16 protein-coding genes and 2 tRNA genes are annotated in these 17070 nt (G+C 33.2%); 12 read left to right on the top strand and 6 right to left on the bottom strand.

Going from position 1 to position 17070, the window contains the following annotated elements; translation table 11 throughout:
• The first annotated feature begins 19 nt into the window (after nt 1–19).
• The 8 genes from ACP15M_RS13085 (at nt 20) to lspA (ending at nt 7744) form a co-directional block, all read left to right on the top strand.
• A complete protein-coding gene (locus ACP15M_RS13085) occupies nt 20–982 on the top strand; it encodes an electron transfer flavoprotein subunit alpha/FixB family protein (RefSeq protein ID WP_425077652.1) in 963 nt (320 codons plus the stop codon).
• 115 nt (nt 983–1097) lie between these two features.
• The gene (locus ACP15M_RS13080) at nt 1098–1706 is read left to right on the top strand and encodes a bifunctional nuclease domain-containing protein (RefSeq protein ID WP_425077651.1); all 609 of its coding nucleotides are present in this window, start codon (nt 1098–1100) and stop codon (nt 1704–1706) included.
• Between the two features lie 14 nt (nt 1707–1720).
• Complete coding sequence (locus ACP15M_RS13075) at nt 1721–3430, top strand: nucleoside transporter C-terminal domain-containing protein (protein ID WP_425077650.1); 1710 nt, start codon at nt 1721–1723, stop codon at nt 3428–3430.
• A 245-nt stretch (nt 3431–3675) separates the two neighbouring features.
• A complete protein-coding gene (locus ACP15M_RS13070) occupies nt 3676–4500 on the top strand; it encodes a thymidylate synthase (protein ID WP_425077649.1) in 825 nt (274 codons plus the stop codon).
• Between the two features lie 358 nt (nt 4501–4858).
• Nucleotides 4859–5788 carry a dihydrofolate reductase gene (locus ACP15M_RS13065; RefSeq protein ID WP_425077648.1) on the top strand — a complete coding sequence of 310 codons (930 nt, stop codon included), beginning with the start codon at nt 4859–4861 and terminating at the stop codon, nt 5786–5788.
• Nucleotides 5775–6275 carry a DUF5763 domain-containing protein gene (locus ACP15M_RS13060; RefSeq protein ID WP_425077647.1) on the top strand — a complete coding sequence of 167 codons (501 nt, stop codon included), beginning with the start codon at nt 5775–5777 and terminating at the stop codon, nt 6273–6275. Before ACP15M_RS13065 ends, ACP15M_RS13060 begins: the two co-directional genes overlap by 14 nt.
• 71 nt (nt 6276–6346) lie before the next feature.
• Nucleotides 6347–7240 carry an ACP S-malonyltransferase gene (fabD, locus tag ACP15M_RS13055; RefSeq protein WP_425077646.1) on the top strand — a complete coding sequence of 298 codons (894 nt, stop codon included), beginning with the start codon at nt 6347–6349 and terminating at the stop codon, nt 7238–7240.
• A 6-nt stretch (nt 7241–7246) separates the two neighbouring features.
• Complete coding sequence (gene lspA / locus ACP15M_RS13050) at nt 7247–7744, top strand: signal peptidase II (RefSeq protein ID WP_425077645.1); 498 nt, start codon at nt 7247–7249, stop codon at nt 7742–7744.
• A 37-nt stretch (nt 7745–7781) separates the two neighbouring features.
• Here the strand turns inward: lspA and ACP15M_RS13045 are convergent, their stop codons facing one another.
• The 3 genes from ACP15M_RS13045 to ACP15M_RS13035 form a co-directional block, all read right to left on the bottom strand.
• Nucleotides 7782–7973, bottom strand: coding sequence for a hypothetical protein (locus tag ACP15M_RS13045; RefSeq protein WP_425077644.1), 192 nt, complete (start codon nt 7971–7973; stop codon nt 7782–7784).
• A gap of 186 nt (nt 7974–8159) precedes the next feature.
• Complete coding sequence (gene galE, locus ACP15M_RS13040) at nt 8160–9182, bottom strand: UDP-glucose 4-epimerase GalE (RefSeq protein ID WP_425077643.1); 1023 nt, start codon at nt 9180–9182, stop codon at nt 8160–8162.
• 5 nt (nt 9183–9187) lie between these two features.
• The gene (locus ACP15M_RS13035) at nt 9188–10342 is read right to left on the bottom strand and encodes a DegT/DnrJ/EryC1/StrS family aminotransferase (RefSeq protein WP_425077642.1); all 1155 of its coding nucleotides are present in this window, start codon (nt 10340–10342) and stop codon (nt 9188–9190) included.
• A gap of 86 nt (nt 10343–10428) precedes the next feature.
• On the opposite strand from ACP15M_RS13035, the gene ACP15M_RS13030 reads away from it, so the two are divergent.
• Entirely contained in the window at nt 10429–11655 is a 1227-nt protein-coding gene (locus ACP15M_RS13030; RefSeq protein WP_425077641.1) for a 3-deoxy-D-manno-octulosonic acid transferase, read from the top strand.
• 114 nt (nt 11656–11769) lie between these two features.
• Nucleotides 11770–12204: a hypothetical protein gene (locus ACP15M_RS13025; protein ID WP_425077640.1), complete on the top strand. Its 435-nt coding sequence runs from the start codon at nt 11770–11772 to the stop codon at nt 12202–12204.
• A 110-nt stretch (nt 12205–12314) separates the two neighbouring features.
• Here ACP15M_RS13025 and ACP15M_RS13020 read toward each other — a convergent pair.
• The 3 genes from ACP15M_RS13020 to mutS all read right to left on the bottom strand — a co-directional run bounded on the left by ACP15M_RS13020 (nt 12315) and on the right by mutS (nt 15225).
• Nucleotides 12315–12399: transfer RNA gene (locus ACP15M_RS13020), tRNA-Leu, on the bottom strand.
• Nucleotides 12400–12443: 44 nt separating this feature from the next.
• Nucleotides 12444–12515: transfer RNA gene (locus tag ACP15M_RS13015), tRNA-Gly, on the bottom strand.
• 97 nt (nt 12516–12612) lie between these two features.
• The gene (mutS, locus tag ACP15M_RS13010) at nt 12613–15225 is read right to left on the bottom strand and encodes a DNA mismatch repair protein MutS (protein WP_425077639.1); all 2613 of its coding nucleotides are present in this window, start codon (nt 15223–15225) and stop codon (nt 12613–12615) included.
• A 265-nt stretch (nt 15226–15490) separates the two neighbouring features.
• On the opposite strand from mutS, the gene ACP15M_RS13005 reads away from it, so the two are divergent.
• Entirely contained in the window at nt 15491–16027 is a 537-nt protein-coding gene (locus tag ACP15M_RS13005) for an RNA methyltransferase (RefSeq protein WP_425077638.1), read from the top strand.
• 234 nt (nt 16028–16261) lie between these two features.
• Entirely contained in the window at nt 16262–16918 is a 657-nt protein-coding gene (locus tag ACP15M_RS13000) for a class I SAM-dependent methyltransferase (RefSeq protein ID WP_425077637.1), read from the top strand.
• Nucleotides 16919–17070 lie beyond the last annotated feature (152 nt).

Genomic DNA, 17070 nt, shown 5'->3' with positions numbered 1-17070 from the left:
GATGACAAAATAAAAAATTATGTCAGTTTTAGTATATACAGAATCAGAACAAGGGAAATTTAAGAAAACAGCCTTAGAAGCAGCTTCTTATGCAAAAGCCGTTGCAAACCAAATGGGAACGACAGTTACTGCTGTAACCATTAATACCAATGATACTTCTGAATTAGGAAATTATGGTGTAGATAAAGTTTTAAACATTAACAATGACACTTTAAATGCATTTAATGCTAATACCTATGCAAGCGCTATTGAGCAAGCTGCAAAACAAGAAAACGCAAAAGTTGTTATTGTGAGCTCAAGTGCAGACAGTAAATATTTAGCACCAATTTTAGCAATTGGTCTCAATGCTGGTTATGCGTCTAATGTGGTTGAAGCACCTTCAAGTACAGCTCCATTTACGGTAAAGCGAACAGCATTCACTAACAAAGCATTTAATATGACCACTATTGATACAGATGTGAAAATTGTTGGTGTTTCTAAAAATGCATTTGGATTGGTTGAATCAAACGGAAATGCTTCTGCCGAAGATTTCTCTCCTTCAATCCCAGAAACTGGAGTTAAGGTAGAATCGGTTGATAAAGCAACAGACAAAGTAACCATTGCTGATGCTGAGATTGTGGTTTCAGCAGGAAGAGGATTAAAAGGCCCTGAAAATTGGGGAATGGTTGAAGAATTAGCCGAAGTTTTAGGTGCAGCTACAGCCTGTTCTAAACCTGTTTCAGATTTAGGATGGCGACCACATAGTGAGCACGTTGGACAAACAGGAAAGCCTGTGGCATCAAACCTATATATTGCCATTGGTATTTCTGGAGCCATTCAGCATTTAGCTGGAATTAACGCTTCAAAAGTAAAAGTTGTTATTAATACAGATCCTGAAGCGCCTTTCTTTAAAGCTGCAGATTACGGAATCGTTGGTGATGCTTTTGAAGTTGTACCAACACTCATCGAAAAATTAAAAGCTTTTAAAGCTCAAAACGCATAATTTTTTATAAATTGTATGTTGAAAAGGGCTGTTTAGATTTGGTTCTTTAATTACAAATCTGCATTTTGCAGTTGTTAAAGTCCTAATTTAAACAGTTCTTTACGTTTTATATATTATGAGCTTAGTAAAACTAAATATAAAAGGAATTTCATATAGCCAAACCCAAAATGGTGCTTATGCTTTAATTCTGAATGAAGTTGATGGTGATCGCAAACTCCCTATTGTTATTGGTGCTTTTGAAGCACAATCTATTGCTATTGCTTTAGAAAAAGAAATCAGACCTCCAAGACCGCTTACTCACGATCTATTTAAAAATTTTGCAGACCGTTTTGATATTGTTGTAAAACAAGTCATCATCCATAAATTAGTTGATGGTGTGTTTTACTCTAGTTTAATTTGCGAACGCGATAAAATTGAAGAAATTATTGATGCTAGAACCAGTGATGCTATTGCTTTAGCACTTCGCTTTCAAGCACCAATTTTTACTTATAAAAATATCTTAGACAAAGCTGGTATTTATCTAAAAGTGAATCCTAAAAAAGGAGACGAAGAGCAAGATAGTATATTGGTAGATGACTTTGTAGCTGAAGAAATTGAAGCCAGTGTTCAAGATAATTACAAAGACAAAAGTCTTAAAGAACTCCATACACTCTTAGATGAAGCTGTTGCAAATGAAGATTATGAGAAAGCAGCCAAAATAAGAGACGAAATTTCTAAACGTTAAAAATATTCATTCAGATGAAACAATTTCTATTAGCTATTACAGCTATTTTTTTTGTAGTTACTGCAAGTTTTGCTCAAGACATAGAAAAAGATTGGCAATTTGATGCCATTCAAAATGAAAATGGTTCATCACTTTTTGAAATATTAGATACAGACGCATTTTCACTTAAAGCTGGTGAATTTGAGTATTCACTTAATGCCAAAAACTTAAAAGCCTCTGGAGATTATATCTATCAAAATAATTTATTGGTTTTCTACTATTCGAAACCAAATGACACGATTAGACGTTACAAAATTTCTGAACTCACAGATTCTACCTTAGTCTTTTCAGAACACAATACGGTTTACAAATTCAAAACACCTAAAACAATTGAAGCCTCAACAGCTGCAGTAACAAATGAATCAACCATCATCCCAAGTCAAGGGTTTTCTATGAATAGTCTTTGGCGTGGTATTCTTGGAATGGTTTCTTTAATTTTTATTGCGTTTCTTTTTAGTAGCAATCGCAGAGCTGTAAATTGGAAAACTGTAGGTATTGGTCTAGCATTTCAATTACTCATTGCTATTGGTGTTTTAAAAGTTGGATTTATTAAATCTGCATTTGAATGGGTTGGAAGTTTATTTGTAAGTGTCTTAGATTTTACTCGAGCTGGAAGTCAGTTTTTATTTGATGGACTTGTCATGGATATGGATACATTCGGATTCATTTTCGCCTTTCAAGTATTACCTACAATTCTTTTCTTTTCTGCTTTAACTTCAGTATTGTTTTACTTAGGCATCATCCAAAAAGTAGTCAAAGGAATGGGCTGGCTTTTATCGAAACTTCTTGGCATTTCTGGTGCTGAAAGTTTAAGCGTAGCTGGAAATATTTTCCTAGGACAAACTGAAGCACCTTTAATGATCAAGGCTTATCTCGAAAAAATGAACAAGTCCGAAATTTTACTTGTTATGATTGGAGGTATGGCAACTGTTGCTGGAGCTGTTTTAGCAGCTTATATTGGTTTTTTAGGTGGTGATGATCCAGAGTTACGATTATTTTATGCCAAACATTTATTAGCTGCTTCAGTAATGGCTGCTCCTGGAGCTATCGTGATTTCAAAAATATTATTCCCACAAACTGAAGACGTTAATACTGATGTTTCTGTTTCTCAAGAAAAAATCGGTTCTAACTTATTAGATGCTATTGCCAATGGAACAACCGAAGGTTTAAAACTAGCTGTTAATGTTGGCGCAATGCTATTAGTTTTTGTAGCTTTTATTGCCATGTTTAATGGTATTTTAGGTTGGATAGGCGACGTTACAACGCTTAACGATTGGGTTGCGAGTCATACTCCTTACCAAAGTTTATCGTTAGAACTCATTTTAGGTTATGCTTTTGCTCCTTTAATGTGGCTGATTGGTGTAAGTTCTGAAGATATTGCCTTAATGGGACAACTTCTTGGTATCAAATTAGCTGCTAGTGAGTTTGTAGGTTACATTCAATTAGCAGATTTAAAAAATGTCGCAAGTGCAACGCATCTCAAATACGAAAAGTCAATCATCATGGCAACCTATATGCTTTGTGGATTTGCAAATTTTGCATCCATAGGTATTCAAATTGGTGGTATTGGTTCTTTAGCGCCTGGTCAACGTACACAACTATCAAAATTTGGAATGAAAGCCTTAATTGGTGGAACTATTGCATCATTAATTTCTGCAACTATTGCTGGAATGATTATTGGTTAATGGTGAATCGCCATAGATTGATTATCTCACTCTAATGTTTTAAAAATAAATCGTAGTTTTCGTTAATAACTTTTAATATTATACACAGCATCAATTCATAAGACTTGAAGCTTTTTTCTATTTTAGCAACGATGTCATACTGAGCGCAGTCGAAGTATCTTTAAGAAAAAACTACTAATTTTGAGTGTGCCTATTTAAAACTTATTTGAATTTAAAAAAGATTTCCGCTAATACGGAACATGAATATGAAACAATACCACGACTTAGTAAAGCACGTTTTAGAACACGGAAATGAAAAAGGAGATCGCACAGGAACTGGGACCAAAAGTGTTTTTGGTTATCAAATGCGATTTGATTTAAGTGAAGGTTTCCCAATGGTAACGACAAAAAAGTTACATTTAAAATCTATTATATACGAGTTACTTTGGTTTTTAAAAGGTGATACAAACATTAAATATCTAACAGAAAATGGTGTACGCATTTGGAACGAATGGGCAGACGACAATGGTGATTTAGGTCCTGTGTATGGTCACCAATGGCGCAATTGGAACAGTGACGATATTGATCAAATCAAAGACATTGTTGAAACTTTAAAAAACAATCCGAATAGTCGTCGAATGTTAGTTTCTGCCTGGAACCCTTCAGTATTACCAGACACTTCAAAATCTTTTGATGATAATGTTGCTAATGGAAAAGCAGCGCTTCCGCCTTGCCATGCTTTTTTTCAGTTTTATGTCGCTAACGGAAAGTTGTCTTGTCAATTATACCAACGTAGTGCAGATATCTTTTTAGGTGTTCCTTTTAATATTGCATCTTATGCTTTATTAACTATGATGATGGCTCAAGTTTGTGGTTATGAAGCTGGAGAATTTATCCATACCTTTGGTGATGCACATATTTATAGCAATCACTTTGAACAATTAGAATTGCAACTATCTCGAGATATTAGACCACTTCCAAAAATGATTTTGAATCCAGAAATTAAAGATATTTTTGATTTTGATTTTGAAGATTTTACACTTGTAGATTACAATCCGCATCCTCATATTAAAGGTGCTGTGGCTGTATAATTCATTTTATGAAACATCTTATTTTCTTTTTTTTTTATACTCTTTGGACTGCATTCTTTTGGACAATAAATTATTAAAAAAGGCAAAATAAAAGACATTAATGCCAAAGCCAATCATAAAGCCATCGCTATAGAAGCTATAAATGTCGCTAAACGTCTTCCAAAATTTAAAGCTCCAGGCATTTGGGAAGGTATTGCTGTTGATACTCCTTTCAGTTTGTTAATGACTTTAGATTTTTACTAAATATATTATTTTAGTTTAGGTATCTGTTTCAAAAAAACAGAATAGATTTAACTCGAACCTTTTACAATCTTTACATTAAAAAATCATAACTTTATACTTGTAAATAGTTACAACTATGTTCGGAAAAAAGAAAACGAAACCAGCTATAGACCAAGAGCAATTAGCATTAATTAAAGCCGCTGAAAAACGTATTAAGCAAAAAAAGCGGTTATACATTCATTTTGTATTGTTTTTAATTGGTGCTGTATTCCTTATTGTAGCGAATACAATTTTAGGTGTTGGAAAAGAATTTAAAATTGCTGGATTAGAATGGTTTGTCTTTGCTATTGGCTTATGGCTATTCTTTTTTATTTATCATTTCATTACCGTTTTTATAACTCATAGTTTTATGGGTAAGGCTTGGGAAGACCAACAGCGCGAAGCGTTAGTTGCCAAACAACAAAAACGTATTGAACAACTCAAACAAGACTATCTAAAAGAAGAAAAGAAGATTGCTAAATCTCAAGCTTATAATGAAGTTTTAGACAATAAAAATACTTCAGAAAAAAAAACCTCTCAACTTACCATCATTGTTGCTGCAGGAGAAAATAATGCTATTGGTAAAGACAATGATTTAATATGGCATTTAAGTGACGATTTAAAACGATTTAAATCACTTACCAATGGTCATCATATTATTATGGGACGAAAAACTTTTGAAAGTTTCCCTAAACCATTACCAAACAGAACTCATATTGTCATCACAAGACAAAATGAATATAGAGTTCCTGATGGTGTTATTGTTGTAAATAGTTTAGACGATGCCATTGATGCAGCAAGGAAAGACAAACAGCCATTCATTATTGGAGGTGGAGAAATCTATAAACAATCTATGGCTTTAGCCGATAAAATAGAATTGACTCGTGTACACCATAGTTTTGAAGATGCTGATACTTTTTTTCCTGAAATAGATGATTCTATATGGAAGGAAGTTAATCACCTAACTCATGATGCAGACGAGAAACATGATTATGCGTTTACATTTTTAACTTATGAAAAAAGATAAGTACATCTATTTTCGTTTTGGAGTTCTTAGTTTTTTGTTCGGTTTATTTATTATTATTCAAGGACATTCGCAATCTATATACAAAACACCTTCAGGAAAAAAATACCATTTAGCAAGTTGTAGAATGGTTGAGAATGTTTCAGAAAAAATCGACATCCAAGACATTTCAAAATACCAGCTTTCACCATGTAAAATTTGCAAACCGAAAGTAAAAGAACAAATTTCTAACAACTACTCTAACTCCAATAAAGCAGTTGGCACTTCGGCATCAGTAAGATGTAAAGGCAAAACACAAAAAGGTACAAGATGCAAGCACAAAACACGATTAGCAAATGGATATTGCTATCAACATACCAAACAAAACAGCACATCTACATCTAAGACATCTCCACGTAATTCTACAAGTTCTATTTGTGGCGCAAGAACTAAATCTGGAAGTCTGTGCAAGCGCAAGGTTAAAAATGGAGGTCGTTGTTATCAACATTAAATGGTATTATTAGCACCACATTTAGTTATACCCAAAAAATAGCTATTTTTGCAGCATAAATTTTGAATATTATGAACGCGTATATATTTCCAGGTCAAGGTGCACAATTCTCAGGAATGGGATTAGACCTTTATGAAAACTCACCTTTAGCTCAAGAACTCTTCGAAAAAGCAAATCAAATTTTAGGATTTCCTATCACTGATGTAATGTTTGAAGGTTCTGCTGAAGATTTAAAAGAAACCAAAGTCACACAACCAGCTATCTTTTTACATTCGGTTATTCTGGCAAAAACCTTAGGTGACAATTTTAAACCAGATATGGTTGCTGGACATTCTCTAGGCGAATTTTCTGCTTTAGTAGCTGCTGGAGCCTTGACTTTTGAAGATGGCTTAAAGTTAGTTTCACAAAGAGCTCAAGCCATGCAAAAAGCCTGTGAATTACAACCAAGTACAATGGCTGCTGTCTTAGGTTTAGATGACAATATCGTGGAAAACGTTTGTAAAGAAACTGAAGGTGTTGTTGTAGCTGCAAATTATAATTGTCCTGGACAATTAGTCATATCTGGCGAAGTTGAAGCCATCAATAAAGCCTGCGAAGCTTTAAAAGAAGCTGGAGCAAGACGTGCTTTAGTACTACCTGTTGGAGGTGCATTTCATTCACCAATGATGGAACCTGCTCGCGAAGAATTAGCTGCTGCAATTGAAAATACAACCTTTTCAAAACCAAACTGTCCGATTTACCAAAATGTAACAGCTTCTGCTATTACTGATGAAAACGAAATTAAAGCTAATTTAATCTCACAATTAACAGCTCCTGTACGCTGGACACAATCTGTAAAGCAAATGATTGAAGATGGAGCAACTCTGTTTACCGAAGTTGGACCAGGAAAAGTGCTTCAAGGTCTTGTTAAAAAAATTAATAGAGCCTCTGAAACGGCTTCTGCCTCGTTAGAAACCAATGCCTAAGATTATATGAAGCTAACTAGGAATTTGAGTATTTTTTTACTCATAATCTTTAACATTGCTATTGATCAAATTTCGAAAGTAATTGTTAGAGCCAACATAGACCTAAGAGAAGTTATTGAACTTATTGGTGATAAATTTATACTAACCAATGTTTACAATAAAGGTGCTTTTCTAGGTATGGGAAGTGATATGAATGATACTTTAAGACTCCTATTACTACTAATCCTTCCTACGTGTGTATTAGGATATCTTATCTATTATATCATTACAAATAAGTCGTTAGACAAATGGAGTACAATTGCACTAAGCTGCATTGCTGGTGGTGGAATTGCAAATGTATTTGATCGTATTGCTTTTGGAAAAGTTACCGATTTCTTCTTTATCGATTTGGGTGGTGTTTTTAAAACTGGTATTTTTAATGTAGCTGATATGTCTGTTTCTTTTGGAATGATTATACTAGTTTATACTTGGTTTATTTCTTCAAAGAAAAAACAAAACACATAATAAAAAAGCTCTTCAAATTGAAGAGCTTTTTTTTAAGTTATCTTGCTAAACTAATATTCTCACAATCCTTTACTTCACCATAATAGGTTTTTCTATACTTGTGAAGTGTTTTAAATGGGATATTCAAAAATTGCTTCTTAATGTAAGTCACTTTAATAGATAATGCTCCCATTTTTCTTGTAAATCTTACTTCAGGTTTCGTTTCTCTTTTAATACTAATCAGTTTCATTGGTTTTCATTTATCATTAACTTCAAATAAACAAAACAGAACGTCCAATCACAAATTATAAGTATTAAATCATTGTTAATCAATTTATTAAATTAAAAATTGATAAAATTTAGTATTATTCATTGACAGATTAATAATGATAATCGTTATCTATTGACAAATCTATAATGCTCTTTTTAGTACACATTAGAGATTTCTAATATTTTTTTCCCATTTCCATGCTGAAAGCATTGCATCATCAAGTGTTGATTTAGCTTTCCAACCTAACTCAGTATTTGCTTTAACTGTGTTAGCATAAGCTTTAATAACATCACCTTCTCTACGAGGTGCAATCTTATAATTAAGAGATTTCCCAGATACTTTTTCAAACGATTTAATAACTTCTAAAACAGAACTGCCAACACCTGTACCAACATTAAAGGTTTCATAATTAGAGGCATTGTTATTTTGTAAAAGTCGCTGTAATGCGACTACATGAGCCTTAGCTAAATCAACCACATGAATATAATCTCTTATACAGGTTCCGTCTGGTGTTGGATAATCATCTCCAAAAACAGACAAACACTCTCGAAGTCCAGCTGCTGTTTGTGTAATAAATGGCACTAAATTTTGTGGAACACCAATTGGCAATTCTCCTATTTTTGCAGATGGATGTGCTCCTATTGGATTAAAGTAACGCAAAGCAATAGCATTAAAATCAGAATGAACTCTACAGGTGTCTTTGATAATCTCTTCTCCAATTTGTTTTGTATTTCCATAAGGAGATTCTGCTGGTTTTACTGGAGCGCTTTCAGTAATTGGCATTTCATCAGCTTGACCATACACAGTACACGATGAACTAAATATAAAGTTAGAAGTCTCTAATTTGAGTACTTCTTTCAGCATATAAATAAGTGTATTAAGATTATTCTCATAATACAATAATGGTTTTTCAACACTTTCACCAACAGCTTTACTAGCTGCAAAATGAATCACTCCTAAAATATCATAATGCCTTTGAAAAAATTGGTCTACTGAAGCCTTGTCTTTCAAATCTACTTTTTCAAAAATTGGTGTCGTTCCTGTAATACTAGTAATTCCTTCAAGAACATCTATTGAAGAATTAGACAAATCATCAATAATAACAACGTCATAACCTTCATTCTGCAATTCTACAACAGTATGCGACCCAATGAAACCCAATCCACCAGTGACAAGGATTTTTTTCATGTGTTTTATGAATTTACAAAATTGATAACTGTAGACGTGATGAATTCAATTTGTTCATCATCCAATTCAGTATGCATTGGTAAAGAAATAACTTCTTTTACAAGTTGATTGGTAACTTTAAAATCGGCTTCAATATATCTAGCATCTTGATAGGCTTTTTGTAAATGCAACGGAATTGGGTAATAGACACCACACGGAATTCCCTGTTCATTCAAGTGTTTGACTAAAGCATCTCGATCTGTATTTAAAACCCTAAGTGTATATTGATGAAACACATGAGAATCTGTAGTTTCAAAATCTTCTTTTTGACCAGAATTTGTACTAGGAGTGATTATATTTTTTTCGTCCTTAAAAGCTTTAGAGTATTTACTTGCAGTAATCTGCCTTGCATTATTATAGGCATCTAATTGCTTCAATTTTATATTTAAAATAGCTGCTTGAATTGAATCTAATCTAGAATTGACACCTACAACATCATGATGATATCGAACATACATGCCATGATTTACAATACCTCTAATGGTGTGCGCTAAATCGTCATCATTTGTAAAAATCGCGCCTCCATCTCCATAACATCCTAAGTTTTTGGATGGAAAAAAAGATGTCGATGCGACATGACCAATGGTTCCAGCTTTAGCTTTATTACCATTACTATAAGTATAGGTAGAACCAATAGCTTGTGCATTATCTTCAATTACAAATAAATCATGCTCTTGAGCAATTTCCATAATGGCTTCCATATTGGCACACATACCAAATAAATGAACAGGCACAATGGCTTTTGTTTTAGGAGTAATTGCCTTTTTAATGGCATCAATATCTATATTAAAGGTTACAGGATCGACATCTACTAAAACTGGAGTTAATTGTAACAATGCAATGACCTCTACAGTTGCAGCAAAAGTAAAATCGGCAGTAATTACCTCATCGCCTGGTTTTAAACCTAATCCCATCATTGCTATTTGTAAAGCATCTGTACCATTAGCACAAGGGATTACATGTTTTACACCTAAATAATCTTCAAGACTCTTTTGAAACTCATGAACTTTTGGTCCATTAATATATGCAGTAGAATCTAACACCTCTAAAACTGAGCTATCTACTTCAGTTTTTATTTTGTTATACTGACCTTTAAGGTCAACCATTTGAATTTTTTTCATATCATACGAAATTACAAAATTCGTTAGCATTAAGCAATGAAATTATATCAAAGAACAGTATTTTAGCAATAACAAAATCTTAGATATTGTATAATTTATCAATACATATACTTTCTTTCGTTTTAAAAATTTTTGCTTTATTTAATCTTAAGATTAAAAAAGGTGTTGAAGGCCGTCGTCAAACCTTTAAAATTTTGAATGAAAGCTTGTCTTCCAAAGATAAGATCATTTGGTTTCACTGTGCTTCTTTAGGTGAATACGAACAAGGTTTACCTGTTTTTGAAGCCATAAGAAAACAATATACTTCTCATAAAATCGTATTGACTTTTTTTTCGCCTTCTGGTTATGAAATTCGAAAAAACACTCCTATTGCTGATGTTGTCACCTACTTGCCATTAGACACCAAAACAAATGCTAAACATTTTTTAAATATTGTAAATCCTGAATTTACAGTATTTGTAAAATATGATATTTGGCCTAATATTTTAAATGAATTAAAACGAAGACAAGGTCGTGCAATTTTAGTTTCAGCACTATTCAGACAAAATCATTCTTATTTTAAGTGGTATGGAAGTCATTTAAAGAAAGCCTTGCAAGCGTTTGAACATTTTTTTGTTCAAAATGAAGATTCAAAGCAGTTACTTAAAAGTATACATATTACTAATGTTACTGTTTCTGGAGACACGAGATACGATCGTGTTTCAAATCAGTTAGTACAACAAAATGACTTAGACTATATTTCAGCATTTAAGCAAGATAGTTTATGTATCGTTATTGGAAGTTCATGGCCTGAAGACGAAGCAATAATACTACCTTATATTAACAAAAAGGCTTCAGAGCAATTAAAATTTATTATTGCACCACATAATGTCAATAAAACTCAAATTGAAAATATTACAAAAAAACTCACTGTAAAAGCAGTTTTATTTTCAGAGTTAGAGCATAAATCTGTTACTGATGCATCTGTTTTTATTTTAGACACTATTGGAGTATTAACAAAAACATACAGCTATGCAGACATTGCTTATGTTGGTGGAGCAATGGGAACTACTGGTCTGCACAATATTTTAGAACCTGCTGTATTTGGAGTTCCAATAATAATTGGACAACATCACAGTAAATTTCCAGAAGCTAAAGCCATGATTGAAAATGAAGGCGTTTTAAGTGTTAAGAACAAGGAAAATCTTGAAAAAGAACTAGAAAGTTTGGTTAACTCTTCTGAAAAAAGAATACGACTCGGAACAAAAAACGCAGATTTCATTAAAAAAAATAAAGGCGCAGTCAACCAAATTATGGATTACATTCGTATATAAGACTGAAATTAATAGTAAAATCTTAACTTGTTAACAAAAAGTTAATTTTATTGAGGTCATTTCAATATAACTTATTAATTTCGTGTATTATTAATTAACACTAAAACAATTACAATGAAAAAATTATTATTAAACATGGTATTGGTATTGGCACTTATTGTATCTGTATCATGTAGAGAAACTAAAGAAGGTGCTGAAGAGGCTGGAGATGCTATTGAAAATGCTGCAGAAGAAGCAGGTGAAGCTATTGATGAAGCAGCTGATGCTGCTGGTGAAGCTGCAAACGACGCTGCTGATGCCGCAGGAGAGGCAATGGATGATGCTAAAGATGCTGCTAGCGATGCTGTTGATTCTGTAAAAGAAGGAGCAGAAGATGCTGCTAACAAAGCTAAAGATGCTGTTGATGGTGCAAAAGATGCTGCTAAAGATGCTGCTAAAGATGCAGTAGACAAAGCTAAAGATGATGCAAAAGAAGCTGCAAACAATGCTGTTGATAAAGCTAAAGAAAAAGGTGCTGATGCATTGAACAAAGTAAAAAAAGATAACTAAACTCTAGTTACTTTTATAAAAAAAAGGTCTGATATACATCAGACCTTTTTATTTTAAATATGTTTTTTTAAACCAAAAAAGCCAGAACTTTCGTTCTGGCTTTTTCTTTGTACTGAAGACGGGACTTGAACCCGTACGTCCTAAACGGACATTGGATTTTAAGTCCAACGTGTCTACCAATTCCACCACTTCAGCATCTTAGTCTCGACAAGACTAAATTGGTATATGTTTAAGTGTAGAGCGAAAGACGGGATTTGAACCCGCGACCCTCACCTTGGCAAGGTGATGCTCTACCCCTGAGCTACTTTCGCATTAGCAATGTATAAGAACGTTCTTGATTATTGCGAGGGCAAATTTAAGACTTTTATCAGAAAAGCAAAGCCTTTTTTAAAAAAAACTTAGATATTTTTATGCATGCTTCTTTTTCAGCAACATACGTTTTATTTCATTAAGCTTCATTAAAGCTTCAACTGGTGTTAAAGTGTCTATATCTGTATTTACAATTTCCTCTTTAATTTGCTCTAAAAGCGGATCATCTAAATTGAAAAAACTCAATTGCATATCACTTTCTAAGGTTTTAACCTTATCGGTTAGCTCTTCACTAGAATGTGATTTTTCTAGTTGCTTTAAAATTTTGTTAGCACGATGAATTACTTGCTGAGGCATTCCTGCCATTTTTGCTACATGTATTCCAAAACTATGTTCACTTCCTCCTTCAACCAGTTTTCTTAAAAACAATACATTGTCTTTTAGCTCTTTTACAGACACATTAAAATTCTTAATGCGCTCGAAGGTTTCAGACATTTCATTGAGTTCATGATAATGTGTTGCGAATAAGGTTTTTGCTCGACTTGGATGCTCATGCAAATACTCACTTATTGCCCAAGCAATAGAAATCCCATCATAAGTACTTGTTCCTCTTCCTATTTCATCTAATAAAACCAAACTTCGCTCGGAAATATTATTCAAAATGGAAGCCGTTTCATTCATCTCTACCATAAAGGTTGATTCTCCCATTGAGATATTATCACTAGCTCCTACTCTTGTAAAAATCTTATCTACCAATCCAATTGTAGCTGCTTCCGCAGGAACAAAACTTCCCATTTGCGCTAATAAAACGATTAATGCTGTTTGACGCAAAATAGCTGACTTACCAGACATATTCGGACCAGTAATCATGATGATTTGTTGCTGTTCTCGATCTAAATACACGTCATTGGCAATATAAGGTTCACTGTGAGGCAATTGCTTTTCAATAACTGGATGCCTTCCGTTTTTAATATCTAATTCATATGCCTCTGTAAGCTGTGGTCTCGAATAATTATTTTCTTGGGCTAACCTAGAAAAACCAGATAAGCAATCTAATTGAGCGATTAATGCTGAATTTTTCTGAACAGACCTAATATAGTCAACCATCCAATGAATCAACTCAGCAAACAATTGTTGCTCAATGGCTAAAATACGCTCTTCTGCACCTAATATTTTAGTCTCGTATTCTTTTAATTCTTCAGTAATATATCGCTCAGCACTAACTAAGGTTTGCTTACGTATCCATTCTTTAGGAACTTTATCTTTGTGTGTATGTCTAACTTCTATATAATAACCAAATACATTATTTGAAGCTATTTTAAGCGATGTAATTCCTGTTCGCTCACTTTCGCGCTCTAGCATTTGATCTAAGTAATCTTTTCCTGAAGCCGAAAGCGCTCTAAGTTCTTTTAATTCTGAAGAAAAATCGGAAGCAATTGCATTTCCTTTTAAGATATTAACTGGAGCGTCTTCATTAAGTGTGGCTTTAATTCGTTCACGTAAAATTTCACACAAATCTATTTGTTCTCCTATATGCTGAAGGGCTTTATTTTTAGATTGGCTTGCTAAAGCTTTAATTGGAACAATAGCTTCTAAAGCATTTTTAAGCTGAACAACTTCTCTCGGATTGATTTTAGCTGTGGCAACTTTAGAAATTAAACGTTCAATGTCTCCAATTTGTTTCAATTGATGCTGAAGCTTTGTCAATAACACATCATCTTGATTAAGAAACTCTACAACATCATGTCGCTGACGGATTGCGTCAAGATTAATCAATGGCAAAGCCAACCAACGTTTGAGCAGTCGTCCTCCCATTGGCGAAATGGTTTTATCAATCACATCAACTAGAGTCACTGCATTTTGGTTCGTTGATTGATACAATTCTAAATTCTTAATCGTAAAACGATCCATCCATACGTACTCACCTTTTGTTAAACGTTGAATGGAAGTAATATGCTGTAATTTATGATGTTGTGTTTCAGCCAAATAATGCAAAATTGAACCAGAAGCTACGATACCTTCATATAAATCTTCAATCCCAAATCCTTTTAAAGATTTAGTATTGAAATGTTTTAGTAACGTTTCATTGGCATAATCATCTTGAAACACCCAATCTTCTAGGTAAAAAGCATGGAAATCATTTCCAAAAGCTGAATTGAACTTTAATTTGTTGGGCTTAGAAACTAAAACTTCACTTGGCTTAAAATTTTGAAGGAGTTTATCAATATAATCTTCGTCACCTTGAGATATAAAGAACTCACCTGTAGAGACATCTAAAAAAGAGACACCTAAGCTTTTTGGTGTAAAATGAACAGCTGCTAAAAAGTTATTTGTTTTAGAATGTAAAATATCATCATTAAGCGCAACTCCTGGAGTCACTAATTCAGTAACACCACGTTTTACAATGGTTTTAGTTTGCTTAGGATCTTCAAGTTGATCACAAATAGCAACACGACAACCAGCCTTTACTAATTTAGGCAAGTAAGTGTTTAGAGAATGATGCGGAAAACCAGCCAATTCAGTTTCTGTTGGACTTCCTGCTCCTCGCTTTGTTAAAATAATATCTAGAATTTTAGATGTTTTAATAGCATCTTCTCCAAAGGTTTCATAAAAATCACCTACTCTAAATAACAATAATGCATCAGGATACTTTGCCTTGATTGCATTGTACTGTTTCATTAATGGTGTTTCTTTTTTTACTTTTTTAGCCAATGGTTTTGTGTATTTTTGTGAAAATTGTAAGACTGCTAATGTACTTATATTTTGAAGTTTTATAAAGGCTTACAACTAGAAGTTATTTACAATTATTGATAGATTTTAACAACTATTGAAGTCATTCTGAACATCGTAAAGAATCTAGAAGAAAGACTAGATGCTTTGACTATGCTCAGCATGACAATAAAAAACAATGTAGTAGATTATTCTATTTATTGGAATGATAAACTAAATGAGATTACCGCTTTCGCGGAAACTAAAGATGAGAAAACTAAAAAACAGCGAACTAAATCGGTTAAATATCGACGAATTTAAGTCGGCAAAAAAAACACCTATAATTATTATTCTTGACAACATTAGAAGTTTGAATAATATTGGCTCAGTGTTTAGAACGAGTGACGCGTTTTTGGTTGAAAAAATTTACCTCTGCGGAATTACAGCTACTCCTCCTCATAATGACATAAGAAAAACAGCTTTAGGAAGCACTGAAACCGTAGATTGGGAATATGCCGAACACACTTTAGATGTTGTTAAAACACTAAAATCTAAAGGCGTAAAAATCGCTAGTATTGAGCAAGCCGAACATGCGACTATGCTAAATGACTTTCAACCTGAAATTGATACAAAATACGCTTTAGTATTTGGCAATGAAGTTAAAGGTGTAACGCAAGATGTTGTTGACTCTAGCGATATTGTGTTAGAGATTCCACAATTTGGAACCAAACATTCGCTTAACATTTCGGTGAGTTGTGGTGTGGTGGTTTGGGATTTGTTTTCGAAGTTAGTGGTTAGTAGTTAGTAGTTAGTAGTTAGTAGTTAGTAGTTAGTAGTTAGTAGTTAGTAGTTAGTAGAATATAAACTTTTGTCATTTCGACAGAGCGTAGCGACGAGAAATCTCTCCCATTCTTATAAACTGAAACATAAGTGAAAGTCAAGCGACAAGAAATCTAAGTTTCACGAATTTTATCTAGGATATAAAAATAGATTCCTCAATCGTTCCTCATTTCGGAATGACAATTGATTCATATGAAGAATGAAAGAAAAAATTAAAAAACCTTGGCCAACCAAAGCTGCTATGAGTCAAATTTATGAGCAGCATCTTTGGGGTGGAAAAGCGTTTGACTTTTATTCTGGAGAAGGTTCTCACATTCCAAATATTACGAAACCTTACCTCGATGCTGTAACCTCGTTTTTAAAATCTCATCGCAATAGTTTATCTGTTTGCGATTTAGGATGTGGCGATTTTAATATTGGAAAACAACTTTTAAATAACACCAAAAGATACATTGCGATTGACATTGTTCCGTCGCTAATTGAACGAAACAAAACGAAATTTAAAGTCAGTCATTTAGAGTTTCATTGTTTAGATATTTCTAAGGATGAACTTCCTATTGCAGATTGTGTTATCTTACGGCAAGTGCTTCAACATCTATCAAATGCTGAAATTATAAGCATTATTAAAACGCTAAGAGTTTACAAATACCTTATACTAACCGAACACCTTCCGACAGGAGATTTTATTCCTAATAAAGATATTATTTCAGGGCAAGGCATTAGACTCAAACATAATAGTGGTGTAGATTTACTAAAATCACCTTTTAATTTAAAAGCACTTCAACAAAGGGTTTTGAATAAAATCACTTTAGAGGATAACCAAGGTGAAATTGTAACAACTTTATTTACTTTGTAAATTCTAAATCAAGTAAAAAGGAATTTTATTGGTTTTGTCATTCCGACTGAAATGGAGGAATCTTATACAAATTAAAAATCTGATTATTATGAAATAGATTTCTCGGCAAGCTCGAAATGACACATTTTAAATCTTCAATTTTTGTCATACCG

Source organism: Psychroserpens sp. S379A (assembly GCF_049800755.1).
Taxonomy (GTDB): domain Bacteria; phylum Bacteroidota; class Bacteroidia; order Flavobacteriales; family Flavobacteriaceae; genus Psychroserpens.
The sequence above is the reverse complement of the archived record's forward strand: the minus strand, read 5'-3'. Positions and strand labels throughout refer to the sequence as shown.

Coding starts and splice junctions, on each gene's coding strand:
- ACP15M_RS13085 (WP_425077652.1), top strand. CDS start 20: ATGTCAGTTTTAGTATATACAGAATCAGAACAAGGGAAATTTAAGAAA.
- ACP15M_RS13080 (WP_425077651.1), top strand. CDS start 1,098: ATGAGCTTAGTAAAACTAAATATAAAAGGAATTTCATATAGCCAAACC.
- ACP15M_RS13075 (WP_425077650.1), top strand. CDS start 1,721: ATGAAACAATTTCTATTAGCTATTACAGCTATTTTTTTTGTAGTTACT.
- ACP15M_RS13070 (WP_425077649.1), top strand. CDS start 3,676: ATGAAACAATACCACGACTTAGTAAAGCACGTTTTAGAACACGGAAAT.
- ACP15M_RS13065 (WP_425077648.1), top strand. CDS start 4,859: ATGTTCGGAAAAAAGAAAACGAAACCAGCTATAGACCAAGAGCAATTA.
- ACP15M_RS13060 (WP_425077647.1), top strand. CDS start 5,775: ATGAAAAAAGATAAGTACATCTATTTTCGTTTTGGAGTTCTTAGTTTT.
- fabD (WP_425077646.1), top strand. CDS start 6,347: ATGAACGCGTATATATTTCCAGGTCAAGGTGCACAATTCTCAGGAATG.
- lspA (WP_425077645.1), top strand. CDS start 7,247: ATGAAGCTAACTAGGAATTTGAGTATTTTTTTACTCATAATCTTTAAC.
- ACP15M_RS13045 (WP_425077644.1), bottom strand. CDS start 7,973: ATGAAACTGATTAGTATTAAAAGAGAAACGAAACCTGAAGTAAGATTT.
- galE (WP_425077643.1), bottom strand. CDS start 9,182: ATGAAAAAAATCCTTGTCACTGGTGGATTGGGTTTCATTGGGTCGCAT.
- ACP15M_RS13035 (WP_425077642.1), bottom strand. CDS start 10,342: ATGAAAAAAATTCAAATGGTTGACCTTAAAGGTCAGTATAACAAAATA.
- ACP15M_RS13025 (WP_425077640.1), top strand. CDS start 11,770: ATGAAAAAATTATTATTAAACATGGTATTGGTATTGGCACTTATTGTA.
- ACP15M_RS13005 (WP_425077638.1), top strand. CDS start 15,491: ATGAGAAAACTAAAAAACAGCGAACTAAATCGGTTAAATATCGACGAA.
- ACP15M_RS13000 (WP_425077637.1), top strand. CDS start 16,262: ATGAAAGAAAAAATTAAAAAACCTTGGCCAACCAAAGCTGCTATGAGT.